The organism is Qipengyuania qiaonensis, assembly GCF_019711515.1.
Lineage (GTDB): Bacteria > Pseudomonadota > Alphaproteobacteria > Sphingomonadales > Sphingomonadaceae > Qipengyuania > Qipengyuania qiaonensis.
Genome location: NZ_JAIGNO010000007.1, coordinates 77,412 through 104,032, shown reverse-complemented (window position 1 = coordinate 104,032; position 26,621 = coordinate 77,412). Strand labels below are relative to the sequence as shown.

Annotated in this window: 20 protein-coding genes; 13 read left to right on the top strand and 7 right to left on the bottom strand. The window is 60.1% G+C overall.

Annotated elements, in window-relative coordinates:
- The first annotated feature begins 147 nt into the window (after nucleotides 1–147).
- The 7 genes from K3174_RS11940 to K3174_RS11910 all read left to right on the top strand — a co-directional run bounded on the left by K3174_RS11940 (nucleotide 148) and on the right by K3174_RS11910 (nucleotide 7,649).
- Nucleotides 148–864: an A24 family peptidase gene (locus tag K3174_RS11940; RefSeq protein ID WP_221558650.1), complete on the top strand. Its 717-nt coding sequence runs from the start codon at nucleotides 148–150 to the stop codon at nucleotides 862–864.
- Nucleotides 865–955: 91 nt separating this feature from the next.
- Nucleotides 956–2,056: a Flp pilus assembly protein CpaB gene (cpaB, locus tag K3174_RS11935; RefSeq protein ID WP_221558644.1), complete on the top strand. Its 1,101-nt coding sequence runs from the start codon at nucleotides 956–958 to the stop codon at nucleotides 2,054–2,056.
- A gap of 41 nt (nucleotides 2,057–2,097) precedes the next feature.
- A complete protein-coding gene (locus K3174_RS11930) occupies nucleotides 2,098–3,642 on the top strand; it encodes a type II and III secretion system protein family protein (protein ID WP_221558642.1) in 1,545 nt (514 codons plus the stop codon).
- A gap of 14 nt (nucleotides 3,643–3,656) precedes the next feature.
- Complete coding sequence (locus K3174_RS11925) at nucleotides 3,657–4,310, top strand: CpaD family pilus assembly protein (protein ID WP_221558640.1); 654 nt, start codon at nucleotides 3,657–3,659, stop codon at nucleotides 4,308–4,310.
- A 6-nt stretch (nucleotides 4,311–4,316) separates the two neighbouring features.
- Nucleotides 4,317–5,606: a CpaE/TadZ family protein gene (locus tag K3174_RS11920; protein WP_221558638.1), complete on the top strand. Its 1,290-nt coding sequence runs from the start codon at nucleotides 4,317–4,319 to the stop codon at nucleotides 5,604–5,606.
- A 52-nt stretch (nucleotides 5,607–5,658) separates the two neighbouring features.
- On the top strand, nucleotides 5,659–6,630 hold the full coding sequence (locus K3174_RS11915; protein WP_221558636.1) for a type II secretion system F family protein: 972 nt from the start codon (nucleotides 5,659–5,661) through the stop codon (nucleotides 6,628–6,630).
- A gap of 20 nt (nucleotides 6,631–6,650) precedes the next feature.
- Nucleotides 6,651–7,649 (top strand): type II secretion system F family protein, encoded by a 999-nt coding sequence (locus K3174_RS11910; protein ID WP_221558634.1) that lies wholly within the window; start codon nucleotides 6,651–6,653, stop codon nucleotides 7,647–7,649.
- 46 nt (nucleotides 7,650–7,695) lie between these two features.
- Here K3174_RS11910 and K3174_RS11905 read toward each other — a convergent pair whose 3' ends face one another.
- The 3 genes from K3174_RS11905 to K3174_RS11895 form a co-directional block, all read right to left on the bottom strand.
- Nucleotides 7,696–8,166, bottom strand: coding sequence for a MarR family winged helix-turn-helix transcriptional regulator (locus K3174_RS11905; protein WP_221558632.1), 471 nt, complete (start codon nucleotides 8,164–8,166; stop codon nucleotides 7,696–7,698).
- 67 nt (nucleotides 8,167–8,233) lie between these two features.
- Nucleotides 8,234–9,103 carry a crotonase/enoyl-CoA hydratase family protein gene (locus K3174_RS11900; RefSeq protein ID WP_221558630.1) on the bottom strand — a complete coding sequence of 290 codons (870 nt, stop codon included), beginning with the start codon at nucleotides 9,101–9,103 and terminating at the stop codon, nucleotides 8,234–8,236.
- Between the two features lie 230 nt (nucleotides 9,104–9,333).
- Nucleotides 9,334–9,690, bottom strand: coding sequence for a VOC family protein (locus tag K3174_RS11895; RefSeq protein ID WP_221558628.1), 357 nt, complete (start codon nucleotides 9,688–9,690; stop codon nucleotides 9,334–9,336).
- A 158-nt stretch (nucleotides 9,691–9,848) separates the two neighbouring features.
- On the opposite strand from K3174_RS11895, the gene K3174_RS11890 reads away from it, so the two are divergent.
- Nucleotides 9,849–10,397, top strand: coding sequence for a TetR/AcrR family transcriptional regulator (locus K3174_RS11890; protein WP_221558626.1), 549 nt, complete (start codon nucleotides 9,849–9,851; stop codon nucleotides 10,395–10,397).
- A 106-nt stretch (nucleotides 10,398–10,503) separates the two neighbouring features.
- On the opposite strand, the gene K3174_RS11885 is transcribed toward K3174_RS11890, so the two are convergent.
- The gene (locus K3174_RS11885) at nucleotides 10,504–11,289 is read right to left on the bottom strand and encodes an SDR family NAD(P)-dependent oxidoreductase (RefSeq protein WP_221558625.1); all 786 of its coding nucleotides are present in this window, start codon (nucleotides 11,287–11,289) and stop codon (nucleotides 10,504–10,506) included.
- A 109-nt stretch (nucleotides 11,290–11,398) separates the two neighbouring features.
- Nucleotides 11,399–12,571, bottom strand: a complete 1,173-nt coding sequence (locus tag K3174_RS11880; protein WP_221558864.1) for an acetyl-CoA C-acetyltransferase — start codon at nucleotides 12,569–12,571, stop codon at nucleotides 11,399–11,401.
- Nucleotides 12,572–12,946: 375 nt separating this feature from the next.
- Here K3174_RS11880 and K3174_RS11875 point away from each other — a divergent pair, with 375 nt between their 5' ends.
- From K3174_RS11875 to K3174_RS11865, 3 genes are all read left to right on the top strand, one after another.
- Nucleotides 12,947–16,171 carry a TonB-dependent receptor domain-containing protein gene (locus K3174_RS11875; RefSeq protein WP_345719640.1) on the top strand — a complete coding sequence of 1,075 codons (3,225 nt, stop codon included), beginning with the start codon at nucleotides 12,947–12,949 and terminating at the stop codon, nucleotides 16,169–16,171.
- Between the two features lie 88 nt (nucleotides 16,172–16,259).
- The gene (locus tag K3174_RS11870; protein ID WP_221558613.1) at nucleotides 16,260–17,780 is read left to right on the top strand and encodes a putative 2OG-Fe(II) oxygenase; all 1,521 of its coding nucleotides are present in this window, start codon (nucleotides 16,260–16,262) and stop codon (nucleotides 17,778–17,780) included.
- A gap of 32 nt (nucleotides 17,781–17,812) precedes the next feature.
- A complete protein-coding gene (locus tag K3174_RS11865; protein ID WP_221558611.1) occupies nucleotides 17,813–19,654 on the top strand; it encodes a tetratricopeptide repeat-containing sulfotransferase family protein in 1,842 nt (613 codons plus the stop codon).
- Between the two features lie 18 nt (nucleotides 19,655–19,672).
- On the opposite strand, the gene K3174_RS11860 is transcribed toward K3174_RS11865, so the two are convergent.
- Nucleotides 19,673–20,008, bottom strand: a complete 336-nt coding sequence (locus K3174_RS11860; protein WP_221558609.1) for a hypothetical protein — start codon at nucleotides 20,006–20,008, stop codon at nucleotides 19,673–19,675.
- A 110-nt stretch (nucleotides 20,009–20,118) separates the two neighbouring features.
- Between K3174_RS11860 and K3174_RS11855 the strand changes: the two genes are divergently transcribed.
- Nucleotides 20,119–20,691 carry a hypothetical protein gene (locus K3174_RS11855; protein WP_221558607.1) on the top strand — a complete coding sequence of 191 codons (573 nt, stop codon included), beginning with the start codon at nucleotides 20,119–20,121 and terminating at the stop codon, nucleotides 20,689–20,691.
- Nucleotides 20,692–20,840: 149 nt separating this feature from the next.
- Nucleotides 20,841–23,837: a TonB-dependent receptor domain-containing protein gene (locus K3174_RS11850; RefSeq protein ID WP_247712125.1), complete on the top strand. Its 2,997-nt coding sequence runs from the start codon at nucleotides 20,841–20,843 to the stop codon at nucleotides 23,835–23,837.
- Nucleotides 23,838–23,910: 73 nt separating this feature from the next.
- Here K3174_RS11850 and clpB read toward each other — a convergent pair whose 3' ends face one another.
- Nucleotides 23,911–26,487 carry an ATP-dependent chaperone ClpB gene (clpB, locus tag K3174_RS11845; protein WP_221558605.1) on the bottom strand — a complete coding sequence of 859 codons (2,577 nt, stop codon included), beginning with the start codon at nucleotides 26,485–26,487 and terminating at the stop codon, nucleotides 23,911–23,913.
- Between the last annotated feature and the right edge of the window lie 134 nt (nucleotides 26,488–26,621).

Sequence of the window (26,621 nt, the reverse complement as noted above, 5' to 3'; positions counted from 1 at the left end):
CGACTCGCGAGCCGCGGGAGCTATTGCACGCCGGTCGAATGTGCGCCCCTGCGCTGGTATCCCGGTGATCGCGACCTCCTCTATGGTTACTTTTTGGTAAGCACGTTCCTGTAGCACCGCCCCCCGAAGCAAAGCCTTGGGGGCGAAATGCAAAGCGAAATTTTCACCTACGTACTGCTTGCCGGATTGGCAATCGCGCTCCTCTGGGTGATCGTTACCGATCTCAAGAGCAGAACGATCAGCAACCGGCTGACGCTCACCGTTGCCCTTGGCGCACCTTTGTACTGGCTGTCAGTCGGGCTGCCGCTGTGGCCGGGAATCGCTGTTCAAATCGGGCTTTCGCTCATCGTCTTTGCGGTATGCTGCGTGCTGTTCGCGATCCGTCAAATGGGCGGAGGCGACGTCAAGCTTTTGACCGCCCTCGCCCTGTGGGTACCTCCCTCGCAGTTCACGCTTCTGCTTGTCGCCATGGCAATGCTTGGCTGGGTCCTGACCATGGCCGTCGGCGCATGGCGGGTGGCGCGTTCCACGACAATCCGCACAAATCCAGCGCGGGACGCGGTGCTTTTGGTAATGGGCACGGCAGTCGCTGCACTGTTCGCGAGCTCTGTGCTCGGCGGCCCACGACTTTCGCTGCCGGCAGGCCTGATCGACTCCGCTTCGAAAAGCCCGATCGCCACCATCGCACTGGTGCTGGCCCCCTTTGTCATACTCCTTCTCGTCACGCTGGGATCGATCCGGATCATTCGCCGCCACGATCGCGAACTGTGGGTACCATATGGACCGGCAATTTCGCTTGCCGGGATCTGGATCGTGGCGAGCGGACAGATGCTGCAGGCGGGCAATGCAATCGGCCTTGGGTGAAAACCCGATCTTAACCAATTCGCCGGTACAGCGTGAAACCATACTTGCTCGCATTGGGATTTGGCGAGCTGAACTAGGGGGCTAGATAGCCATGGATAGAAAGAAACTGGTTCTGCTGGTTGCAGCACTGATCGTAGCGGTCGGTACGGCGCTTGTCGCGCGGAGCATGTTTACAGGCGCCAGTGCGCCGCAGGCCGAGGCTGCCGCACAGGTCGAACCGAATGGCCCCAAAGTCCTCGTCGCGCAGCGCGCCCTGCCTGTGGGAACGATCATCACGGCCGACTCAATCGGCTTCCAGGCGTGGCCGGAAGAACTGGTCCAGGACGCCTATTTCCTCGATGGCGAAGCCGACATCAGCAAGCTGCTCGGCACGGTCGTGCGCCATCCGATCACCGCCGGAGAACCAGTGACTCAGGGGTCGCTTGTCGCTCCGGGCGATCGCGGCTTCCTTGCCGCAGCCCTTACGCCAGGAATGCGCGCCATTACCGTACCGGTGACAGCCCAATCGGGCGTGGCCGGCTTCGTCTTCCCGGGCGACCGCGTGGATATGGTCCTGACGCAGCAGGTCGAAGGCGAAGGTACCGCTTTGAAAGCGTCGGAAACCATTCTTCGTAACCTTCGGGTACTCGCAACCGACCAGTCGACCGTTTCGGAAAAGGCCGAAGATGGATCAACCGTCGTGAAAGCATTCAGCACGGTCACGATCGAGGTGACGCCGGTCATCGCCGAGAAGGTCGCGGTAGCACAAACCATCGGCACGCTGAGTCTCTCGCTGCGCTCGCTCGCCGACAACCAGAGCGAACTCGAGCGCGCTATCGCTTCGGGCGATGTCGCCATTCCCGATAATGCCACGCCCGAAGAAGAAGAAAAGCTTCTGCGCGAGGCGATGTCGCGGCCCGATGATGGGAAGAGCACATATGTAACCGGTGGCGACGTATCTCGCTTCCAGCGCCGAACGGCACCGCCTCAGGGTGTCGCGGCAGCTGCAGCTCCGCAGGTCGTTGGCGGAGTAAGCCAGCCAGTTCGTAGCGGTCCGAGTGTACGCGTGACTCGCGGCAAGGAAACCGAAGACGTGGCGGTCGGTGCAAGCGGAGTAAAGGCCGCCGGCAGCGCCCTGCTCGGCAAGCAGGCAGCCGGCGTCGCCCAAACTGCCAACACCATGCCCGCCGCCCAGGCAGCAGGCATTAAATGAGCCGGACCCAACAACAGGAAAGCCATTCAGGGGGCCATTCCATGAAACGTCGCCTTACCACAAAACTGCTGCTTGCCGGCTTGGCCATGACGCCACTGGCAGCTGCACCGACGACTGTCGCGACCGCGCAGTCGGTCGTCCGGCCAAATTCCGAGATCGTTCTGTCGATCGGTCGTGGCGAACTCGTCAACGTGCCTGGCAGCATGGCAGATGTCTTCGTTGCCGACGACAAAATCGCCGACGTGCAGGTAAAGTCGCAACGCCAGCTCTATGTCTTCGGCAAGGCCGGGGGCGAAACCACGATCTATGCCAGCAACAATGCCGGCGACATTGTCTGGTCGGCCAATGTCCGCGTAGGCTCGAACATTGGCAGCATCGATCAGCTGCTCGCGCTCGCAATGCCCGAAGCCAACATCTCGGTGGCAACCATGGGCTCGAACGTCATCCTTCTCACCGGAACGGTTGCCGCTCCGGAGGATGCCGAAGAGGCACAACGGCTCGTCGAAGCTTTTGTCGGCGCAGAATCGAACGTCATCAGCCGTCTGCGTATGGCGACCCCACTTCAGGTCAACCTTCAGGTTCGTATCGCTGAGGTGAGCCGCAGCTTCGTTCGCGCTATTGGGGTGAACCTCACCAGCATCGACAGCAGCAGCGGATTCAAGTTCGGGATCGGCCAGGGGCGCTCTGGTGCGATTCCAGTGCTAGATCCGGGCAGCCCGCTTGGCGGGGGTTCCCAGAGCCCGCTGGCTGGATCTACCGTAAGCCCGATTTCTCCTGGCACAACATTGGGAGCATTCGGGAAGTTTCTCGGGCTCGATATCGGTGCGGCACTCGATCTTGCGGAAACGCAGGGCCTTGTAACGACGCTCTCACAGCCTAACCTCACTGCTCTTTCCGGCGAAACGGCTGAATTTCTCGCCGGGGGAGAATTCCCTATACCACTCAGCCAAGGCCTTGGCACGACCACGATCGAGTACAAGAACTACGGCGTCAGCCTCGCCTACTCTCCCACCGTTCTGGCCAACGGGCGCATCTCCATGCGCGTGAGGCCGGAAGTTTCGGAGCTGTCCAGCCAGGGCGCCGTTGTGTTCGAAGGCTTCCAGATCCCCGCACTGGTTACACGCCGCGCGGAAACGACCGTGGAGCTCGGCTCCGGCCAGAGCTTCATGATCGCCGGTTTGTTGTCCAACAACGCGACGAATACGATCGACAAGGCCCCGGGCCTTGGCAATATCCCGATCCTTGGCAACCTGTTCCGGTCGACCAACTATCGCAGGGGTGAAACCGAACTCGTCATCGTCGTCACGCCGTATCTGGTGAAGCCGGTGGACGCCAACGATATCCACCTGCCGACCGACGGTTTCCGCAAGCCGAACGAGTTCCAGCGCCTGCTTGGTTTCCAGCAGAGCGATGGCGTCTCTGGCGAAGAACGACCGAAGCCCCGCGCGATCGAAACCGCACCGGCTGCGCCTGCCGTTTCGCCGGGCGAGCCGACGGACAATGGCGAACCGCAGGCGGGCACGCAGCCCGAAGCACGCCGCAATGAACGCACCGCAGCCGCCCAACCCGGCTTCAGCTTCGACTAATGGAGACGAGTACAATGGCAAATGCAATCAATCGCAAGTTCGCCGGTTCGCTTGCCCTTTCGCTCGGCCTCGCGCTCGGAGCATGTGGCGGCATGCCGATGGAAAATCGTACGCTCGAGAGTGCGCGCCAGCCGGTGGTGGAACGGACCAATTTCACCCTCGATGTGAGCACTGCTGGCGACGGTTTGCCCGTCAACGAACGCCAGCGCATTGCCGGTTGGTTTGACGCTATGGATCTTGGCTTCGGGGATCGCGTTTCACTAGACGATCCGAGTGGCAATCCAGCACTCAAGGAAGACCTGACGGCGCTCGCCGGTCGGCATGGCGTCCTCCTGAGCGAAGGATCGCCGGTCACCGCCGGCTATGTCGATCCGGGCCAGGCCCGAATTGTCGTCACCCGCTCGACGGCCAGCGTTCCAGGCTGCCCCGACTGGTCGGCCAATAACGAGCACAACTCCATGAACGCCACCTACCCGGGTTACGGTTGTGCGGTGAACGGCAATCTTGCCGCGATGGTCGCTAATCCGGAAGACCTGATCACAGGCCAGAAAGGGGCGGGTGAAACCGTCGTCAGCACCTCGACAAAAGCCATAAAGGCATATCGCGATCAGGCTCCGACCGGGGCGGGTGGCAACCTGGCCGAAGTCAGCAGCACAGAAGGAGGCTAACCAGCCATGAGCGCTTCACTGAAACCTGGCAATGCGGGCAACCGCGACGCCTTCGCGGCTTATATCTGCGACGAGAACGCCCTAGACGTGCTGCGTCCGGTGGTGATCGAACTCGGCTGGCAACCCGAAAAATGCAACAAGGGCGGGTTGCGCAACGCAATCCAGTCCTTGTCGGTTTCGGCCAGCCCGAACATTCTGATGGTGGATCTGTCTGAGAGCGGCGACCCGCTGAACGATATCAATGCCCTTGCAGAGGTCTGTGAGCCGGGCACGGTCGTTATTGCCATCGGCCAAGTCAACGATGTGCGCCTTTATCGCGACCTGCTTGCGAGCGGCATTCACGATTACCTGTTGAAGCCGTTGTCGGCGAACATGGTCCGCGACTCGCTCAATCAAGCGCAGGCAGTGTTCCTGGCGCCCCGCACGGGCGAGGACGAAGGTGTAAAGCACCATGTCTCAACCGCGGTCATCGGCACACGTGGCGGAGTTGGAGCGTCGACACTCGTGACTTCGCTGGCATGGATTTTCGCTGCCGAGAAGCGGATGCCGACAGCGCTGCTCGATCTCGACGTCCATTTTGGAACCGGCGCGCTTACGCTTGATCTCGAGCCAGGACGCGGTCTGACCGACGCGATCGACAATCCGAGCCGGATCGACGGGCTGTTCATCGAACGCGCCATGATCCGCGCCAACGATAATCTGGCCATTCTTTCGGCAGAAGCACCAATCAATCAGCCGCTGATGACCGACGGTGCGGCCTTCATGCAGCTGCAGGAAGAATTCAAGCACACGTTCGAAATGACCGTGCTGGACATGCCGCGCAACATGATGATCAATTTTCCGCATTTGCTCAACGAAGTGAACGTCGTCGTTCTGGCCACGGAAATGTCGCTCGCCTCGGCACGCGATACGATCCGCATTCTTTCGTGGCTCAAGAACAATGCGCCGCACGCTCAGGTCGTGATCGTCGCCAACAAGGTTCAGCCCGGCGTGTCGGAGATTAGCAAGGCCGATTTCGAAGCATCGATCGAACGGAAGATCGATGTTCTGATCCCGTTCGACCAGAAAGCGGCAGCAAACGCAGCCAAGCTGGGCAAGACTTTTGTCGACGCCAATGGTGGATCGAAGGCAACGACGGCGATCAAGCAGCTTTCCGCCCGGGTCATCGGTGCCGGCGACGAGGGCAGCGAGAACGCCGAACTCGGGGCGGCGAAGAAATCGCTTCTCGGTGGCCTCGACCTCAAGGGCCTGTTGGCGAAAAAGAAGGACGCGCAGGTCAGAGAACCGGCGCAATGACGGCCGGCGCGGGCAGGCCCGCGCACCCGACTAGTTTGGACGGAGAGTACGTATGAACATCATCCAGCTAGTGCTGTTGGCCGTCGGGGTCCTGTCCTTGCTGGCGATCGGCTATGTGCTGCTGTCCGGCGCTAACGCCGGCAAGGCCAGCCAACGACGGCTGCAGCAGGTCCGCTACCGTCATTCGGAGAGTACGGATACAAAGGTCGAATCGCAGCTGAAAAAAGCCATCGCCGCCCGGCGCCCCAAAGCCCATAAGGTGGCGGGCTCCGGATCGCGTATCGAAGCTCTGGCCAATCGGCTCGACCGTACGGGCAAGGGGTGGACGCTGAGCCAGTATGGCTACGCTTCGCTCGGCCTCGCGGTTGCCGCTGCACTACTTCTCTACCTGCGCAGCGGATCTCTCCCTCTTGCCCTTGGCGTTGGAGTTCTGGTCGGCGCCGGACTACCCCACTTTATCGTGGGCCGCGCTATCACGAAACGCACGGCCAAGTTCAATGCGAAGTTCCCCGACGCCATCGAATTGCTCGTGCGCGGCCTGCGCTCGGGTCTGCCGGTGACCGAGACCCTGGCCGTAGTTGCGCAGGAAATCCCCGGTCCCGTCGGAGAGGAATTCAAGAGCATTGTCGAGCGCACCAAGATCGGGCGCACAATGGAGGAATCGCTCCAGGTGACTGCAGATCGTCTCAGCATTCCCGAATTCAACTTCTTCTGCATTACACTCGCCATTCAGCGCGAAACCGGTGGTAACCTTGCCGAGACACTCTCCAACCTTGCCGATGTTCTGCGCAAACGCGCGCAAATGAAGCTGAAAATCAAGGCGATGAGCTCTGAGTCCAAAGCCTCGGCTTATATTGTCGGTTCGCTGCCCTTTATCGTTTTCGGTCTGATCTGGTTCGTCAACCCGGCCTATATCGGTGGCTTTTTCACCGAGGATCGCCTGATCGTCACGGGGCTCGGTGGCCTTGTCTGGATGAGCATCGGCGCCTTCATCATGGCGAAGATGGTCAGTTTCGAAATCTGAGTTGAGGAAAGACTAGAGCAATGGATCCCGCAACCGGCCCCACCCTCCTCGGCTTCGATGTCTATTTCGTCGGCTCGATCCTCGCCGGGATCGCGGCGGCTGCCGTGGTGTTCGCGATCTACACAGCGGTCACCATCAAGGATCCGATGGCCAAGCGCGTAAGAGCGCTTGAAGGTCGCCGCGAAGAACTCAAGATGGGCCTGGTTGCCTCGGGAGCGAAGAAGCGCCAGAGCCTCGTTCGCAAGACCGATACGACCGAAAAAATCAAGGAAACGCTCGGCAGCATGAAAGTGCTGCAGCAGAGTCAGGTCGAGGTCGTCCAGCAGAAGCTGGCTCATGCCGGCATCCGCAACAAGGAACTGGCGATCGTTATTATCGGCCTGCGTGCCGTGCTCCCTATATTGCTGGGAGGCTTCGCTTTCGTCATGCTCTATCTGGTAGAGGTCTATCCCGACTGGCAGATGAAGCGTGTTGCAGCTCTCGCTTTTGCTCTCTTCGCTGGTTACAAGGGCCCTGAACTCTACATCAGCAACATCGCCAAGAAGCGTTCCGATGCGATCCGCAAGGGCCTGCCCGATGCGCTGGACCTGCTTGTCATTTGTGCCGAAGCAGGGCTGACCGTCGACGCCGCCTTCAATCGTGTCGCCAAGGAACTGGGCCGCGCATATCCCGAACTGGGGGAAGAATTCACCCTCACCGCGATCGAGCTGTCATTCCTCAACGAACGCCGTCAGGCGTTCAACAATCTGGCCTATCGCGTGAATCTCGATGCGGTGAAGGGCGTGGTGACGACCATGGTCCAGACCGAACGCTACGGTACTCCACTAGCTTCCGCGCTCCGTGTGCTGTCGGCCGAATTCCGCAATGAGCGCATGATGCGCGCCGAGGAAAAGGCCGCGCGCCTGCCTGCCATCATGACCGTGCCGCTGATCCTGTTCATACTGCCGGTACTGTTCATCGTTATTCTCGGCCCGGCGGCGTGTTCGATCGCCGACGCCTTCAGCGGTGGTATCGGATAACCGATTTCTCCCGCGCAGCTTCGCACAGGACACCTGGCCGACTTTCTCAGTCGGCCAGGCTTTCTGCGTCGAAATCCCCTGCTTGATCGCGGATACGCAGAAGCATGTCGTTGAGGCTCGCACGCTCTTTTGCGCTCAGCACCGAAAACAACTCTTCTTCGATCTTGAGCGCGAGTGGCATGATACCCGTATGCACCGCCCTGCCCTCTGCCGTGAGTTCGAGCAAGTGGGAGCGACCGTCGCGGGTATTGGGTGAGCGATGCACAAGACCGCGATCCTCGAGGCGTTTGCACGCCCGGTTGACCGGCACTTTGTCCATCAGCGTCTGCTGTGACAGTTCGCGTTGGGTCAACGCGCCATGATCGCCGAGCACAGCCATGATCCGCCACTCGGTGGTCTTGAGCGCGAAACGCTTGCGATACTGCTCCGCGATCCGCGCCGACACTGCGTTCGACGCGATCGAGAGTTGGTAAGGGAGGAATTCGGCAAGGCGCTGGGCGGGCTGTCGTCTGGACATGGCGTTACATCTAAATGACACTTCCCAGTTGGCAAGGCCGTTGCGATTGTAACCTTTTCATGCCGACTCATTCGTAACCCGGTTCGTCCCACCAAGGATAGAAGTCGGGCATGTTTCCGCCGACCGTATCGGGATAGGCGGGCGAACGCTTTTCCAGGAAGCTCGCAATACCTTCCCTTGCGTCCGCGCTGCGGCTGAGGCGGTAGATCGCACGGCTATCGATGCGATGCGCGTCCATCGGATGCCCCCCTCCCCCCAATCGCCAGAGCATTGCGCGGGTCATCGCGACCGATACCGCCGAAGTGTTATCGGCGATCTCGCGCGCTATGCCGCTAGCCGCATCCATCAGGTCGTTCGGCGCGTGAACCGAACGCACGAGGCCTCGATCGAGCGCTTCATTCGCATCGAAGATGCGCCCCGTCATGCACCATTCCAACGCGGTTTGCATACCTACGAGACGGGGCAAGAACCAGCTCGACGCGGCTTCGGGCGTGATCCCGCGCCGCGCGAACACGAAGCCGAAGCGCGCATTGTCCGAACACAACCGGATGTCGAAGGGCAGTTGCATGGTTGCCCCTACGCCGACGGCAACGCCATTGCAGGCACCGATCAGCGGTTTCTTCGAATTGAACAGCCTCAGCGTCAGGCGGCCGCCGCCGTCGCGCACGCGTTCGTCGGAAAGGTCTTCAACCGGATTCGGATCGGAAAAGACGTGCCCTCCACCTTCGGGCGTCAGGTCGGCGCCCGCGCAGAAGGCCCGGTCGCCATGCCCGGTCACGATGACCGCGCGCACGCCATCGTCGCTATCGGTGTGATCGAGCGCGTCGATGAACTCGTCCATCATAACGCGGGTGAAGGCGTTCATCTTGTCCGGACGGTGCAGTGTAATAGTGGCAATGCCGCCATCGATGTCGAGCTTGATCTGGTTGTAGGACATATGTTGGATTTCTCTCCGGTCAGTCCCGCAACATGGACCGCATGTTACACTGTCCTGGCAAGGAAAAACGGGTGGAGGCCCAAAGTGGCCTCTGCCCGGTCGGGCGGGGCGAGAGGAGACCGAGAGGAAAGCCCACCATGCAAACACGTTACATCGAGACCGGCCCGGTAGGAAAGAAGATGTCCACTTGCGACCATGGCCCCACCGCCAAACAGATCCCAAAAGCGACTCTATGGATCGTCGATAATGCGACCCACACGGACAAGAAGGCCGCTGGGATCGCTAACCGAGAATTCATATGTGCCCCATGGCCTTTCATGTGGCGCACCTTCCTCGATTATAAGTTCGCGCACGCCGTCGGCCGCCGCGTCGACGTCTTCGACGTAAAGGTACAAGCCGAACGGATTGTCTTCGATGTTCCTTGGCCAACCAGCGACATGAGTGAGGTGAAGGTGCCACCCGCGGCCGTCCTCGAGTATGCGGTAGTTGCCGTAATCGCTTACCACATCGAATTTCAGGCGCCGATAGAATGCCTCGCTCTCGTCCAGATTGTTGCTTGGAATTATCGCGACTGCCCGATGGTCCATGGTCGACACCTCCTGGATTGGATACAAGCGCAGTTTGACTGCGCACTTCATCTTTGACGAGTGCCAAAACACTTTGAATGCGACAAAGCGGACATCGCGCAGCAGAAGTCCGGTGCGACGGGCTTCGCACATGCGGCAGCCGATGCTAAACCATGCATATGCCCGCCATTGCGCCGCCCGGATCCGAGCGTGTACCGCGCACGCAAACACGCAAGGCCATCGTCGATGCCTTCACCGCACTTGCGCTTCGGCACCGGTATGAGACGATACGCGCATCCGATATCATTGCGAATGCGGGCGTCGGGAAATCGACTTTCTACGAGCATTTTCGCGGCAAAAACGATGTGTTGCTTCACGCGATGCAACCGGTTGTCCTGGCTCTCGCAACGGCTGCGTCAGGACGGGCGGCTCGGTCCTATATTCGCGAAACCGTCCGGCATCTTTGGGATCGCAGATTGGTCGGTCGTGCACTTCTTGATTCGACCACGGGGCCAGTCTTCCAACGTAGTCTGGCAGAGGCCATTCGAACTCATGCGGTTCGGGCTGGTCTGGGAGACAGTGCTGCCGCTATCGCTGCAAGAGGGATCGCGGCCGCCCAACTGGCGATGCTGAGAAGCTGGCTAGCGGGCGAAGCCACTTCCACGATTGACGACATGACGGACAGTTTGGTTGCCTGCTCGCGGCTTCTCCGGTCCGGTAGTAATTGAATAACAGGCTGTCGGTCTGGTTGGCAAACGTCCGCAAAACCGGGCCGTCGCAAACCTGCCCGGCGGCGGCCCCCGCCCCTTGTAGGCGACGGGCCGCCCCTACGTGTTACCGCGGCGCCATGCGGATCGCGCCGTCGAGACGCACATCTTCACCATTGAAGTATCCGCATTCAATCATGGTCATGGCCAGACGTGCATATTCTTCCGGATTGCCGAGGCGCTTCGGGAACGGAACGCTGGCGGCCAGCGCTTCCTTCACCTGCGGTGGCGCGGCGTTCATCAGCGGGGTGTTGAAAATGCCAGGCAGGATGGTGTTGACGCGGATGCCCTCACTCATCAAATCGCGCGCGATGGGCAAGGTCATGCCGATGACGCCGCCCTTCGACGCCGAATAGGCAGCCTGGCCCATCTGGCCATCTTCGCCGGCAACGCTTGCGGTGTTGACGATGGCCCCGCGATCTCCGTCTTCGGATAGCGGATCGAGCGTCAGCATGCCCGCCGCCGACTTGGCGATACAGCGGAAGGTGCCGACCAGATTGACCTGAATGATGAAGTCGAAAGCCTGAAGCGGGAAGTGCTTGATGCTGCCATCCTCTTTGCTCCGGCTTGCGGTCTTCATCGCGTTGCCGATGCCCGCGCAGTTGACCAAGATACGCTCCTGACCATGCGCCTCGCGCGCTTTCGCGAAACCCGCATCCACGTCTTCGTCACTCGTGACGTTGACCTTGCAGAAAATACCGCCGATGTCCTTGGCGACTGCTTCGCCCTTCTCCTCGTTCATGTCGAACAAGGCGACCTTGGCACCCTTCGCGGCGAGCGCGCGGGCCGTGGCTTCCCCAAGCCCCGACGCACCGCCGGTGACGACTGCTGGGGTATTGCTGCTGACTTCCATGGATATTCCTCTCAATCAGTTCATCATCCCGGCGGCAGCCGGGATCGGTTTCCAAAACGTCGGATTTGACCGCACGCAATCCCGGCCTTTGCCCGGATGACGCAAAACGTCAAAGCGCTTCGATGATCGTGACGTTGGCTACACCGCCACCTTCGCACATCGTCTGCAGGCCGTATTTCTTGCCGCGCGCCTTGAGCGCGTGAACCAGCGTCGCCATCAGCTTGGTGCCGGATGCGCCCAATGGGTGACCCAACGCAATTGCCCCGCCATTGACGTTCAACTTTTCCGGATCGGCTCCGGTATGCTTGAGCCAGGCCAGCGGAACGGGCGCGAACGCCTCGTTCACTTCGTACAGATCGATATCGCCGATCTTCATGCCCGCACGCCGGAGCGCGCGATCGGTCGCAAAGAGCGGTTCTTCGAGCATGATCACCGGATCGCCCGCGGTAACGGTGAGGTTGTGAATGCGAGCCAGCGGCGTGAGCCCATGATCTTTCAGCGCCTGCTCGCTCACGACCAGCACTGCGCTCGACCCGTCGCAGATCTGGCTGCTGGTGGCAGCCGTGATCTTGCCTTCCGGGCTGAGCAGCTTGACGCCGGCAATGCCGTCGAGCGTGGCATCGAAGCGAATGCCTTCGTCGACCGTGTGGCATTCCTCGCCCTCGGGTGTTGCGATGTCCACGCCGACGATCTCGTTCTCGAAAGCGCCGGACTTGGTCGCCGCGATCGCCTTTTCATGGCTGCGAAGGGCGAAGCGGTCGAGGTCGTCCTTGGAGAAGCCGTGTTTCCGGGCGATCATTTCCGCGCCCATGAACTGGCTCCACTGAATGCCGGGATACTTCTCTTCGAGCCCTGGCGATTTGTAGTTGCCCAGGCCCTCCTTCATATGGAACATCGCCGTCGAGCCCATCGGGACGCGGCTCATGCTTTCGACGCCGCTGGCGATGACCACGTCCTGCGTCCCGCTCATCACAGCCTGCGCGGCGAACTGTATCGCCTGCTGGCTGGAGCCGCACTGGCGGTCGATCGTGACCGCGGGAACTCCTTCGCCAAGATGCTTCGATGCCAGCACGGCATTGCGCCCCACCTGCATTGCCTGCTCCCCGCCCTGGCTGACGCAGCCCATCACCACATCGTCGACAGCCTGCGCATCCAGCCCGCTGCGTTCCATGACCGCATCGAGCGATTTCGCCGCGAGATCGACCGGGTGAACACCCGCCAGACGACCACCGCGGCGCCCCCCGGCAGTACGGACGGCTTCGACGATATAGGCTTCGGGCATTGTCATCCTCTCGCAACGTTTCTGCAATGATCTAGGTTTCGATTAGGAACCGGATTTCTAGGCGTGGCTTACGTAAACGTCAACCGAGGCGGGATGCCGAGTTTTCGAGTGTTGCCGAACAGAGCCCTAAGAAGAAATCTTTCGCCAAACTGCGCCCGCTGGCAGGTGTGACATAGGCGTCACACCCCTCGCGCCAAACCGCGCAGACTGTAACAAAAGCTTTGCATTAGCAGCGTCCGTAAAGGCACATGTCGCCATCCGCTGGGGGGATGGAGCATGCGTATGAGCGTGGCTCTTGCTTTGCAGAAGTCCCTCCCAGCGGCTCCTTGGAGATCCGACCTCAGGGGTCGGTCGATCAATAGAGGGATTAACAGAGTGAAACTCCAAACCTATTTGAAGGCCAGTGCGGCAACCGCCGTCGTTGGTCTCGCGATGGTTGCCCAGCCGCTGTTGGCTCAGGACACCGACGATCAGGCCGGTGTTGGACCGGCAGAAGGCGCCGATGTCACCGACGACGGTGCAGCGGGCGGCCAAATTCTCGTCACCGGCACGCGCATCAAGCAGCCAAACCTGGAATCGGCCAGCCCGGTTACCGTGGTAACCGCCGCAGAAGTCACCCAGACGGGTACGACCCGCGTGGAAGACCTCGTCAACTCGCTGCCGCAGGTCTTTGCCGGCCAGGGTTCGAACGTCTCGAACGGCGCGACCGGTACTGCAACGCTGAACCTTCGCGGTCTTGGCTCGGAACGCAACCTCGTTCTCGTCAACGGTCGCCGTCTGGTTCCGGGTGACCCGACGACATCGGCTGCCGACATCAACGTCATTCCCGCCGCCATGATCGAGCGGATCGACGTGCTGACCGGCGGTGCTTCTTCGGTCTATGGTGCCGACGCCGTTTCGGGCGTTGTCAACTTCGTGCTCGACACCGACTTCGAAGGTTTCAAGTTCGACACCCAGTATTCGTTCTACAACCACAACAACCGCGCCGGTACGGATGTTACCGGAGCGCTCGATGCCCGTGGATTCCCGTATCCCAGCGGCATGACGACCGATGGTGGGACCTTCGATGCGACGTTGGCCTTCGGCTCGAGCTTCGATGATGGTCGCGGCCACGCGATGGGTTATGTGGGCTACCGCAAGATCAACCCGGTTAATCAAAGCCGTCGCGATTATTCGGCTTGCGCGCTTTCGTCGGCCACGGCGGCAGCAGTTAGTGGCGGTGCAGGTCGCTACACTTGCGGCGGTTCGGCAACTTCGCCGACCGGCACGGTCTTCTATAATGACGATTTCGACGATCTAACGGACGCAGACGGCAACGGCGTAGCGGATTCTTTCACTTCGACAATCGGCCAGTTCGGCCCTAACCGCACGCTTCTGCCAGGATTTACGCCGTACAACTTCGCTCCGCGCAACTACTTCCAGCGCCCTGACGAGCGTTACACGGCCGGCGTATTCGCGGATTACGAAATCAGCGAAGCGTTGCACCCGTATATGGAGTTCATGTTCATGGACGACCGTACGGTCGCCCAGATCGCCGAATCGGGCAACTTCGGTAACACGCTGTCGATCAACTGCGACAATCCTTTGCTTTCACCCGAGCAACTGGCGCAGCTCTGCGACGACGAGAATCTTCTTGTCAGCCCGCTGCCGGGCGATGCCTTCACCACCGTCGGCAATGTTGCCGCCGAGAACCAGGCCCGGATCGACCGCGATATCGGCGAACCGCAGCTGCAGACCACCCCCTTCGACTTCTTCGATGCGGCGGGCAACACCTACAACCGCGGCTTCGCGCAGATCCTGCGCCGGAACGTGGAAGGTGGTCCGCGTCAGGACGATCTGCAGCACACCAGCTATCGTGCAGTGCTCGGCATGCGCGGCGATCTGGACGAGGTGTGGTCGTATGACGCCTACTATCTCTATGGCCGTACCAACTTCGCTCAGACCTATCTCAACGACTTCTCGGTCACGCGCCTGACGCGCGCGCTGGACGTAGTTGATAATCCGAGTACACCGGAAATCGACGCGGTCTGCCGTTCCGTACTCGACGGTACCGATCCGAACTGCGTGCCTTACAACATCTTCTCGCCGGGCACCGTTGCACCGTCGCAGGCTGCCGTGAGTTATCTTTCGACTCCGGGCTTCTCGCGCGGGATCGTCAGCGAGCAGGTGGCCTCGGCCTATGTCTCGGGTGCTCTGGGCAGCTACGGCGTGCAGTCGCCGTGGGCGTCCGAAGGTGTCGGTATCGTTATCGGTGCCGAATACCGCAAGGAAAGCCTCGAATTCCAGTCGGACGTGGCGTTCCAGACCGGCGACCTCGCTGGACAGGGTGCACCCACGCTGCCGGTTTCGGGTTCGTTCGACGTGAAGGAAATCTTCACCGAAGTTCGTCTGCCGATCGTGCAGGATAGCTGGTTGTACGACTTCTCGATCACCGGCGGTTACCGTTATTCGGATTACAACACCGGAAACCAGACCGACACCTACAAAATCGAAGGTGAACTTGCCCCGACGGCGGACATCCGCATCCGCGGCGGTTACAACCGCGCGGTGCGCGCGCCCACGGTGCAGGATCTCTTCGCTCCACAGCGTGTCGCTCTCGACGGTTCGACCGACCCGTGCTCGGGCTTCGTGATCGGTTCTGGCGGTTCGGGCGTAGCGGGCGATCCGGGCTGTATCGCTCAGGGTCTTTCTGCGGGGCAGTTTGTCGCTCCGAACCCCGCCAGCCAGTACAACGGTCAGATTGGTGGTAATCCCGATCTGACGCCGGAAACGGCCGACACCTACACCGTAGGTGCCGTGCTGACGCCGACTTTCCTGCCTGGCTTCAGCGCCTCGGTCGACTACTTCAACATCAAGATTGAAGATGCGATCACCGGCATCGGCGCCGACACCATCCTGTCGGCCTGCACCCAGACGTCCGACCCCGCCTTCTGCGATCTCATCAATCGCGACAATTCGGGTTCGATCTGGCGTTCGTCGAACGGCTTCGTGACCAACACGCAGCAGAACATCGGCGGCATCAAGACCTCGGGCATCGACGTCAACGCAGCCTATACTCGCCAGATCGGCAATGCGGGCCGCCTGACGCTGAGCTTCGTCGGCACCTGGCTTGATGAACTCACGACCGACACCGGTATCGACATCCCCGGTCTCGATCGCACCTATGACTGCGTGGGCCTTTACGGCAACACCTGCGGCGTCCCGACTCCGGAATGGCGCCACCAGGCCCGTGTCGGCTTCGACTTCACCAACGGCATCGGCGCTTCGGTGCGCTGGCGCCACTTTGGTTCGGTCACGCTCGACGCTGTCGAAGAAAACACCAACTTGTTCAGCGGTGGTTCTTCGGGTCCTGCTCCGGGTGGCGTAGCCCGTCCGGGTTCGGCTGGCTTCGGTGCCCAGAACTACTTCGACCTGGCATTCACCTACGAAGTGGGCGACCATTACAAGTTCCGCCTTGGCGCGAACAACCTTCTGGATCGCTCGCCGCCGCTGACGGGCTCGCAGTCCTGTCCGGCAGGTTTCTGTAACGGAAACACCTTCGCGCAGGTGTACGACGCAATCGGTCGCTACATCTATGCTGGCGTTACGCTTGATTTCTAAGCGTACCGACATCTAGACAAGGAATGGCGGGCCTTCGGGTCCGCCATTTTTTTGGCTCGTCAGACAGGGGACGGATCAAAGGCGCAGGATGACCAGACAAGAAGCAAGGAAGATCGTCGCCAGCTTTCCGAAATCGGATGCCCAGGCTGCCTTTGCCTCAGGTCTTTCCCTATTGAAGGCCGATTATCCGGAACTGTTGATGCCGCTGGCACGGAAGCTTTCCAAGGCATTCGCAGGCGATCCGCGTATGCACCAGCTACTCGGTCTTGCTGCGCGAGCGGTAGGCGACAGCCAGACCGCACTCGAAGCCTTCGGCAAGGCCGCCCGTCTCGCACCGACCGACGGCCTGATTGCTCATTCATATGCGCGGGCATCGCTGGATGCGGGCGTGCCGGCAGTGGCCCTCTTCGAACGGGCCGCGCAACTTGCGCCGCAAGACGGCAGTATTTTTCAGGGTCTCGCAGCCGCACTGTTTCGTGAGGGACGATCATCGGAAGCAATAGCGTTCCTGGACCGCGTGGTCGGAGCGAACCCTGAATGGCTCGACGGCCAGCGCGACCTCGCCCATTTGCGAGGACAGATGGGGCTGGCCCCACTCGAGACTCTGGCGCACAAGAGCCGTGAACCGGGCGCGTCGGAGGGGCTACTTCGACTTCATGTCAATCTGGCACTCGAAGCGCGCGATCTGGACCTTGCAGCTTCGGCACTGCACGCGGCCCGGTCGAGTCAGGGCGAGAAGCCTTGGTTGCAAGTGCTCGCCGGGCATATCCATTCCGAGCAGGGCGATACCGCGGCAGCGGACACGGCTTTTGGCAAGGTGGATGCCCTTGTCGACATTGCGGATGCATCGCTTCATGCCCGGCACCTGGTCAAGACAGAACGTGCGGACGCCGCTGCCTCGCTGATAGAACCCCTTATCGAGCGCGATCGTGACAATATGCTGTGGCCTTATCTGTCACTGGCGTGGCGGATGACCGACGACCGGCGTTGGCAATGGCTCGAGGGCGACCCGTCCCTGGTTGGAGTGTATGATCTTTCACAACAATTCGGCGACTTCGATCGGCTCGTTTCTTATCTGCGCGAGTTGCACGTCGCCAAGGCAGCCCCGCTCGACCAATCGGTGCGCGATGGCACACAGACGGATGGAAACCTGCTGCTTCGCACGGAACCCGTCATTCGCGAGCTTCGGCGCGCTTTGCTAGGCGCGGTTGCCAAGCACGTTCGACAGCTTTCGCCGCACCGGCCTCGTCACCCCACCTTGCTCCAAGATCACGAGCCACAGCGTGTTTCCGGGTCGTGGTCCGTGCGCCTCACCGATGCGGGATTTCATGTCGATCATGTGCACAGCCAAGGGTGGCTGAGTTCGGCGTTCTACGTTGGCCTACCTGCCGCATCATCCGATGGCGACCCGCATGCTGGCTGGCTGTCGCTCGGTCAGAGCCGGGAATTGGTGCCTTCACTCCCGCCACATCGTTTAATCGAGCCCAAGATCGGTCGTTTGGTACTGTTCCCATCCACGATGTGGCATGGTACGCGCCCTTTCCCGCAAGGAGAGCGGATGACCGTCGCGTTCGACGTCGCCCGCCCCAAACAGAGTAACTTCGGATGAACCAGACAAGGCCGCAGCCTTCCTCCCAGGTGATGGCAGCAATGACGAAGCTGCGGCAAGGCGACAACGAAGGTGCGCTGGCACTGATCGAGAACAACGCTGAACCATTGGGCGAGGAAGCACCATGGCACGCGATAGCAGCTATGGCGGCACAGCGAATGGAAGATCATTCGCGTGCTATCCCGCATCTTGAGCGGATACTGACGATCAACCCGCGCGATGTCGCGACGAAAGTCAATCTTGCCAACGCCTTCGTTTCGGTCGAAAATCATCAAGCCGCGCTTTCGCTTGCGCGAGACGAAAGTGATCCGCGCCTCATCCGAGTAGAGGCGTTCGTGCTACAGGCTGAGGGTCGTCTGGCAGAAGCGGCCGAAGCTTACCGGCGTTGCGTAGCCGCAGACATGAATGACCTCGCCGCATTCAACAATCTCGGCAACGTACTAGCCAAACTTGGCGACTTTGACGGAGCAATCACGGCCTTTGAGCGCGCGATTACATTAGCACCAGCCGATATCCCGATTTATCTGAATCTGGCGGAGGTCCTGCGTGAGGCCGATCGTCGGGAAGCGCTCATCAAGACGTTGAGTGATGCCCGGGCCATCGCCCCGGATGATGTCAGCGTCCTCACCGAGTTGGGGATGGCCTATACACGTGTGGAAGACTTCGATTCCGCCATCGCGACCTTACGGCAAGCGATAAAGCTGTCGCCCCATTTCGGCCCGGCGCACATCGAACTTGGACTGGTCTATGAATCGCTCAATCGCCTCGACGATCTGGCGGAACTGGTGGACAGTATCGATATCGACGCAGCGCCGGCGGAAGCGGAATTTCTCAAGGCATGGAAAGCTCGCCGCGAGGGTCGTTTCGAAGATGCGGCGAGGCACGCTGCAGCCATTCCTGAAACGGTGCATTCGGTCGCGCGCTTTCACTTGATTGGCGGAATCGAGGATCGGCTAGGGAACGCCCCCGCAGCCTTTGCCGCCTTTGAACAAATGAACGCAGGTTCGGTTGCGGGAAGCCGTGCCCCCGAAGGCGCGAGTTTCCGCGAAAAGGTGGGGAGCGAACTAGAAAGATGGACCGCGGACTGGGCTCAAAATTTGCCAACAGACCGCGCCGTTGAGGACGGCTTGCAGGACCCGGTCTTCCTGGTCGGATTTCCGCGTTCGGGCACCACGCTGCTCGACACCATGCTGATGGGCATCGACGATTTGTGCGTGCTGGAGGAAAGGCCAATGATGGCCAGTACGCTAAAAAGGATCGGCGACCATGATCTCGGTGACCTGGATATGTCCACTATCGGCAACTTGCGTAGAGAATACTTCAAGGAAGCCTGCCATTTCGGCATGGCAGATGGCAAATGGCTGGTGGACAAGCATCCGCTCAACATGACCCGTGTGCCGACAATCCACTGGCTGTTTCCCAACGCCAGGATCATTTTGGCCGAACGTCATCCGTACGACGTCGTACTCAGCACATTCATGGCCAATTTCAATCTCAATCACGCCATGCGCAGCTTCACGGAATTGGAGGAAGCAGCGCGAACTTACGACGCAGCATTTAGCTCGTGGAAACGCGCGACGGAACTGTTCGCGGTCGATTGGCGCGCAGTCCGCTACGAACGGCTGGTGGAGAATCCTCGTACCGAACTCGAGCCTCTGATCGAATGGCTGGGGCTGGAATGGGACGACCGCTTGCTGGACCACACCGAAACCGCCCGCCAGCGGGGCCGGGTTCGAACGGCAAGCTATTCGCAGATCGGCGAGCAACTATATACGCGGGCAGCAGGACGCTGGCGCCGCTACGCCGATCAACTGTCGCCGGTTATTCCTATCCTGCGTCCCTGGGCGGAAAAGATGAACTACGAAACCGAATAACCGCTCACGTAGCGAAATTCAGCCGCCCACAGAGGTAGTCCGCTGGTTCTGGCCTCGTTCTACCATCTCGCGGTTCGCTTTCTTTTCCCATTCCCATTCTTTTGCAGTTTTGCATACTCGCTCAGCCTTGACTCGTGAGCCGATCACCTTGTCACGACGGCAGATCACCTTTTCCTTGTTCGATCCCGCAGTGATTTCTTCCTTGGAAGCGACATGGGTCGATGATGCAGCCTCGGAATAAATTGACCCCACCACCGGCTCCTGCTGCTGCTGCTCCGCGGCGTCCTGGGCAGTAAGCGCGGCTGGCAAAGCCATCGACACAACAATAGCCAAGGCTGTGTTCGGCAATTTCATTTCGAGATCCTCCACAATTCTCGTTTGAGTTAGCAGAGATGGCTCCAAAACCCTAATGCCTCTTTCAGTTTTTGAGGGCCGTCGTGTATGGCGAGTCTAATTGGCACGGATTGGAGAATAAAAGCATGCAAGCGGGTCAAGATATCGCACTCGAATCATCCGGTAGATTCACAGCCGCTCTGGCGTTAGCTCTCGCTTCACTTTCGATACCCGCAAGCGCACAAGATTCCGATGCGAAGAACACGTATCTCGAAGCGCTAAAAGCGTGCCAGGCAGAAACCGAGCCTGCTAGCCGACTCGCCTGCTTCGACCGCGCGGCGGGTGAAATAGTCTCTGCCGAAGACGCCGGAGAACTCCGCATCGTTGATCGGGAGGCGGTGCGCGAAACGAGGCGGGGCCTGTTCGGCTTCGCCCTCCCGGATCTGGGCATCTTCGGCAAGCGAGACAACGAAGAGGAAGAGATCAACGAAATCGAAACGACGGTGGCAGCGGTCAGCGGCTCGTATCCCTCAGGCTACACTATCCGTACAGCGGAAGGGGCCGTCTGGCGGATTTCCGACGTGCCGCGCCGACTGCTCGAACCAAAGGTGGGTGACAAACTGCTGATCAAGAGCGGTGCGCTGTCGGCATATTATATCAGGATCGGCAACCAGGGGGGCGTGAAGGCCAATCGAGTAAAATAACGTCATTGCAGCCAGATTGTGACATTATTGATACTCTTGACCTCGAACCGTTGCGACATCGTCGTCGTGTGGGTTGCCTAGACGGTCGCCCCTTGCTTCTATCCCCTTCTGGGCCGGGTCAACCGGCACAAACATGGGGACTGAACAACATGAAAAAGACCATTTCCACCATGGGTGGACGGGCCGCACTTCTCACAAGCGCCGGCCTCGCCGCTCTTGTATTCTCCGCTCCAGCTTATGCACAGAATTCCGATGAAGACATCGCCGATGAGCAAACTCAAGCGAACTCTGCGGAAAGCGATGCGATTGTGGTCACCGGATCACGCATTCGGCGCGCCAATCGCGACACGCTGGAGCCATCCATCGTGGTCGGTTCAGACCAGATCGAAGAACGCGGCCTAACAAGTATCGGAGAAGCTCTGGAAGACCAACCAGCTTTCGGTCCACCGTCCAACAACCCTGTTGGCGGCCAAGCTGGCAGCTTCGGTTCCGGACAGACGTTCATCAACTTCTTTGGTCTAGGTTCGCAGCGTACGCTTACGCTCGTCAATAGTCGCCGCTACGTCAGTTCGAATACCGCCTCGATTTTCGGTCCGGTTGCGGCAGGTTCGCAGGTCGATCTGAACACAATTCCGACCTTAATGGTCGATCGTATCGAAACTATCGCTGTTGGAGGTGCGCCGATCTACGGCGCTGATGCTATTGCCGGAACAGTCAACATCATCCTAAGAGACAGCTTCGAAGGTGTTCGGTTTGACGCGCAGATGGGCCTCGCCGAAGAAGGTGATGCGAGGGAGTATCGTCTTGGCGCAATGGCTGGCACGAGCTTTGCCGATGGTCGCGGCAACGTTGTCGCAGCATTTGAATACAACAAGACCGAAGGACTTCTGTATTCGGACCGCGATAGAACTGCGCAGGGCCTTTTCTATGTCGCGCCGAACGATCCGGACTCACCTTTCGACAATATCTTGATCGACGATCGCAGGATCCCAATTCTCAATGAGTTCGGCGCACCCACCAGTATCGATATCGTACCGGGATTCGGCTTTGATTTCTATGATGCAAGCGGCAATTCATTAGTCTTCGATGCCAACGGCAATCTCGTTCCACTCGACTTTGGTGAACGCTATGGCGTTGTAAACTCTTCGGGTGGCAATGGGTTCAGCCTAACTCCTGTGCAAAACTTGCTCTCGCCGGTCGAACGTTATTTGGGCGCTATTTCGGCCACTTACGACGTGACCGACAACATCACCGCATTCCTCGAAGGTCAGTACGCCAATTCCAAGGGTACGGAATTGCGTTCGCAACCGGTCTACAATACTTGGCTGTTCGATGACGCCGGCACGCCCGACGGCAACCTGATCATCCCGCTCAGCAACCCGTTTTTGTCAGATGAGGCGCGCGCGACGATCGCAGCGCAACTCCCCGCTGGGCAAGACTTCTTTTTTCTCGGTCGCGCCAATACCGATCTCATCTCAGGCGAAGGTTCGTCAACCGTCGAAGTATACCGCATCGCGGGTGGGCTTCGTGGCGATTTTTCGCTCGGTTCGCGCAATCTGAATTGGGAAGTTTCAGGGGTTTATGGACGTTCGCGGACCGAAGGACGTAGTCGGGAACTGGTTCAACAGAACTTCGAAAATGCGCTTGCCGGTTGCCCTGCTGGAGCCGAAAATTCGCCAATTCAGACGATCAGCGCGACCTGCGTACCGTTCAACCCGTTCGGCAACCAGAACTCGCCCGAGGTGGCTCAATATATTACCACCATTGCCGATCCGACAGCAACCAATGAGCAGTATGACTTCATTGCAACTGTTGGCGGCGATTTGTTCAACATCTGGAGCGGCCCAGTAGGCTTCTCAATCGGCTACGAGCATCGCAAGGAAAGTGCAGATTTCGATCCGGGAGCGTTCTTCTTTGGTCAGCCTGACCCTAACGATCCAGATGCGCCGCGCACTCAGTTCGGACGGTCAATCCCGATCGATCCAGTTTCCGGTTCGTACAATACCGACGAGGTGTTTGGCGAACTCCAAATTCCGATTGTTTCACCGTCTATGGGCGTACCTTTCATCAACCTGCTGGAAGCCAAGGGTGCCATTCGCTACGTCGACAATTCGTTGACCGGGGGAGACATTACCTGGACGGCAGGCGGACGATGGAAGCCGATCGAGGATCTGGCATTCCGTGGCAACTTCACCCGTTCAATACGTGCGCCTGCGATCACAGAATTGTTCAACCCGACCAGCGCCATCTTTACGACGGCTGACGATCCTTGCGACGCCCGCTTCATCAACTCGGGCCCCAACCCGGCGCAGCGACAGGCAAACTGTGCTGCCGATGGTCTGCCGGCCAATTTCACTTCGAACATCGTGGACTTTACCACACGTGGTTCACTGTCGGGCAATACCGATCTCGAAAACGAAACGGCCGACAGTTGGACAGTTGGATTGGTCTTCACGCCGACTTTTGCTCCGGGCCTGACCTTGTCGGTCGACTACGTGGACATTGCCCTTGAAGGTGCGATTCAGAGTGTCGATGCAGAAGGCACTCTCGAAGCCTGTTACGATTCGGTGAATTTCCCAGATCCGTCCTGCGATCGCATTGATCGCGATGCAGCGGGGCAAGTCGAGTTCATCCGGACCGGTTTCCTGAACGTTGCCTCCTACGACTATCAGGGCCTGATTGCAGATCTGCGTTGGACCCAGTCAACTCCGTTCCTCGGCGCCGACAGTACGATCAGTCTGCGTGGTTCGTACCAGTACATCGATAAGTTGGAAGAGCGGGTCGGTACGGGCGATCTAAGTACTCTTCGCGGTGGTATCGGTTACTCGAAGCATCAAGGCACCGTTGGCGTAACCTACGAGAATGACAATTGGGGCGCATTCACGCAATTCCAGTACATCGGCAAAGCTGTGGTCGATGCTGACGCGGCGCCGACGACATTCGAATTCTTCGAACGTGATGACATCGTCTATGTAGACGCCGGGATTAGCTTTAAAACCGACGAGGACTTTGTTTTCCGCTTCATCGTGGAGAACCTGTTCGACAGCGAAGCACCGTTTCCTGCGCCTGCAGGCGGTGGTGTAGTCACCTATTTTGATGGCATTATGGGCCGCTACTTCAAGGTTGCGGCAACATTCGGTTTCTAATTTTGTCGGATACCAGAAAGAATGGGCCTCGGACATTCCGGGGCCCATTTTTTGTGCCATCTGCCAGAATACTTCAGCCGACCACCATCCCCAACTCCCCATCGCCCTCGTCGATCCTGACGGTCGATCCGTCCGCGACTTTGCCCGACAGGATCATATCGGCCAGCGGGTCCTGCACGTAACGCTGCACCGCGCGCTTTAGGGGGCGGGCGCCGTAGACCGGGTCATAACCCACCCGGCCGAGCCATTTCTTCGCGCCCTCGGTCAGGTCGAGCACGATCTTGCGATCTCTCAAGAGCTTCTGGACACGGGCGACCTGGATGTCGACGATGGGGGCCATGTGTTCCTGCGCGAGGCGATGGAACAGGATGATTTCGTCCAGCCGGTTGAGGAACTCGGGCCGGAAATGGCCGCGCACCACATCCATTACCTGCGGCTCGACGTCCTCGACCTTCTGGCCGTCGTCCATCTGTGCGAGATACTGGCTGCCGAGGTTCGAGGTCAGGATGATCAGCGTGTTGCTGAAATCCACCACGCGGCCCTGCCCGTCGGTCAGGCGACCGTCGTCGAGAACCTGCAGAAGTACATTAAACACATCCGCGTGCGCCTTCTCGACTTCGTCGAACAAAACCACCTGATAAGGGCGGCGGCGGACGGCTTCGGTGAGGACCCCGCCCTCTTCATATCCAACATATCCCGGAGGCGCGCCGATCAGGCGGGCGACCGCGTGCTTCTCCATGAACTCGCTCATGTCGATGCGGACCATCGCCTGGTCGTCATCGAACAGGAATCCCGCAAGCGCCTTTGTCAGTTCGGTCTTGCCGACCCCGGTCGGCCCCAGGAACAGGAAGCTGCCCAGCGGGCGCCCCGGATCCTGCAGCCCCGCCCGCGCACGGCGCACGGCCTTGGAGACGGCGTCGATCGCCTGCGACTGGCCGATCACCCGTTTCGCCAGGATGTTCTCCATGTCGAGCAGCTTCTCGCGCTCGCCCTCCATCATCTTGTCGACCGGGATGCCGGTCCACCGGCTGACGACACCGGCGATGTCGTCTTCGGTAACTTCTTCCTTGAGCAGGGCGTTGTCCGTCTGGCCCGAAGCTTCGGCGAGCTTCTTCTCGAGCTCGGGAATCTTGCCGTATTGCAGCTCGCCCGCCTTGGCGAGATCGCCGCCGCGCTGCGCCTGCTCGAGTTCGAGCCGCGCCTGATCGAGTTCTTCCTTGATCCGCGCCTCGGCATGGATTTTGTCGCGCTCGTTCTGCCAGCGCGTGGTCAGCTCCGACGACTGCTGCTCGAGCTCGGACAGCTCCTTGCGCAGCGCCTCGAGACGGTCCCGGGAGGCACCGTCGGTTTCCTTCTGCAGCGCCTGTTCCTCGATCCGAAGCTGGATGATGCGCCGGTCGAGCGCCTCGATCTCCTCGGGCTTGCTCTCCACTTCCATGCGAATGCGGCTCGCCGCCTCGTCCATCAGGTCGATGGCCTTGTCGGGCAGGAAGCGGTTCTGGATGTAGCGATTGGAGAGCTGCGCCGCGGCAACGATCGCACCGTCGGTAATCCGCACGCCGTGGTGAAGCTCGTACTTGTCCTTGATGCCGCGCAGGATCGAGATGGTGTCCTCGACGCTCGGCTCGTCGATGAAGACGGGCTGGAATCGCCGCTGCAGCGCGGGGTCCTTCTCGACGTATTTCTGGTATTCGTCGAGCGTGGTCGCGCCGATGCAATGTAGTTCGCCGCGCGACAGGGCCGGCTTGAGCAGGTTGCCCGCATCCATGCTGCCCTCGCTCGCGCCTGCGCCGATCAGCGTGTGCATCTCGTCGATGAACAGGATGATCTGCCCGTCGGCGCCCTTCACCTCGTCGAGCACGGCCTTGAGCCGCTCCTCGAACTCACCGCGATATTTCGCGCCCGCGATGAGCGCGCCCATGTCCAGCGCCATCAAGGTGCGGCCCTTGAGGCTGTCTGGCACGTCGCCATTCGCGATACGCAGCGCGAGACCTTCGGCGATCGCGGTCTTGCCGGTGCCCGGTTCGCCGATCAGGGCCGGGTTGTTCTTGGTGCGGCGGGCCAGGATCTGCACCGTGCGGCGGATTTCCTCGTCGCGTCCGATGACCGGGTCCAGCTTGCCGTCGCGCGCCGCCTGCGTCAGGTCGCGCGCATATTTCTTCATGGCGTCGTAGGCTTCCTCGGCTCCGGCGCTGTGGGCCGAACGTCCCTTGGTCACTTCCTGAATGGCGGCTTCGAGCGATTTCGCATCGACCCCGGCCGATTTGAGCGCCTTACCGGCAGCATTGTCGGCCATGGCCAGCGCCTGAAGAATGCGCTGCACGGGCACGAAACTGTCGCCCGCCTTTTCGGCCAGTTGTTCGGCAGCATCGAGCGCGCGCACGGCGTCGTTGTCGAGCCCCGGGGTCTGTTGCGCGCCACCGCCCGACACGGCCGGCACCTTGGCCAGCGCATTGTCGATTTCGGTGATCGCCACCCCCGGATTGCCGCCCGCGCGCTGGATCAGTTGCGCCGCCATGCCCTGATCGTCATCGAGCAGCGCCTTGAGGAGGTGCGTCGGCGAAATGCGCTGGTGGCTGTTGCGGATGGCCACGGTCTGCGCCGCCTGCAGAAAACCCTTGGCGCGATCGGTGAACTTTTCGAGATTCATGCAAACACCCCAATCAAGAATTCCGGGTCGATATGGTGTGACGATAATACAACACAAGTACTCCCCGCGATTTTCGCAAGGTGTATTACCCGGATATAGGGGTGTCTCGTTGCTTGGCGAGTGCCAAGCACGAA

Coding starts and splice junctions, on each gene's coding strand:
- K3174_RS11940 (WP_221558650.1), top strand. CDS start 148: ATGCAAAGCGAAATTTTCACCTACGTACTGCTTGCCGGATTGGCAATC.
- cpaB (WP_221558644.1), top strand. CDS start 956: ATGGATAGAAAGAAACTGGTTCTGCTGGTTGCAGCACTGATCGTAGCG.
- K3174_RS11930 (WP_221558642.1), top strand. CDS start 2,098: ATGAAACGTCGCCTTACCACAAAACTGCTGCTTGCCGGCTTGGCCATG.
- K3174_RS11925 (WP_221558640.1), top strand. CDS start 3,657: ATGGCAAATGCAATCAATCGCAAGTTCGCCGGTTCGCTTGCCCTTTCG.
- K3174_RS11920 (WP_221558638.1), top strand. CDS start 4,317: ATGAGCGCTTCACTGAAACCTGGCAATGCGGGCAACCGCGACGCCTTC.
- K3174_RS11915 (WP_221558636.1), top strand. CDS start 5,659: ATGAACATCATCCAGCTAGTGCTGTTGGCCGTCGGGGTCCTGTCCTTG.
- K3174_RS11910 (WP_221558634.1), top strand. CDS start 6,651: ATGGATCCCGCAACCGGCCCCACCCTCCTCGGCTTCGATGTCTATTTC.
- K3174_RS11905 (WP_221558632.1), bottom strand. CDS start 8,166: ATGTCCAGACGACAGCCCGCCCAGCGCCTTGCCGAATTCCTCCCTTAC.
- K3174_RS11900 (WP_221558630.1), bottom strand. CDS start 9,103: ATGTCCTACAACCAGATCAAGCTCGACATCGATGGCGGCATTGCCACT.
- K3174_RS11895 (WP_221558628.1), bottom strand. CDS start 9,690: ATGGACCATCGGGCAGTCGCGATAATTCCAAGCAACAATCTGGACGAG.
- K3174_RS11890 (WP_221558626.1), top strand. CDS start 9,849: ATGCCCGCCATTGCGCCGCCCGGATCCGAGCGTGTACCGCGCACGCAA.
- K3174_RS11885 (WP_221558625.1), bottom strand. CDS start 11,289: ATGGAAGTCAGCAGCAATACCCCAGCAGTCGTCACCGGCGGTGCGTCG.
- K3174_RS11880 (WP_221558864.1), bottom strand. CDS start 12,571: ATGCCCGAAGCCTATATCGTCGAAGCCGTCCGTACTGCCGGGGGGCGC.
- K3174_RS11870 (WP_221558613.1), top strand. CDS start 16,260: ATGACCAGACAAGAAGCAAGGAAGATCGTCGCCAGCTTTCCGAAATCG.
- K3174_RS11865 (WP_221558611.1), top strand. CDS start 17,813: ATGGCAGCAATGACGAAGCTGCGGCAAGGCGACAACGAAGGTGCGCTG.
- K3174_RS11860 (WP_221558609.1), bottom strand. CDS start 20,008: ATGAAATTGCCGAACACAGCCTTGGCTATTGTTGTGTCGATGGCTTTG.
- K3174_RS11850 (WP_247712125.1), top strand. CDS start 20,841: ATGAAAAAGACCATTTCCACCATGGGTGGACGGGCCGCACTTCTCACA.
- clpB (WP_221558605.1), bottom strand. CDS start 26,487: ATGAATCTCGAAAAGTTCACCGATCGCGCCAAGGGTTTTCTGCAGGCG.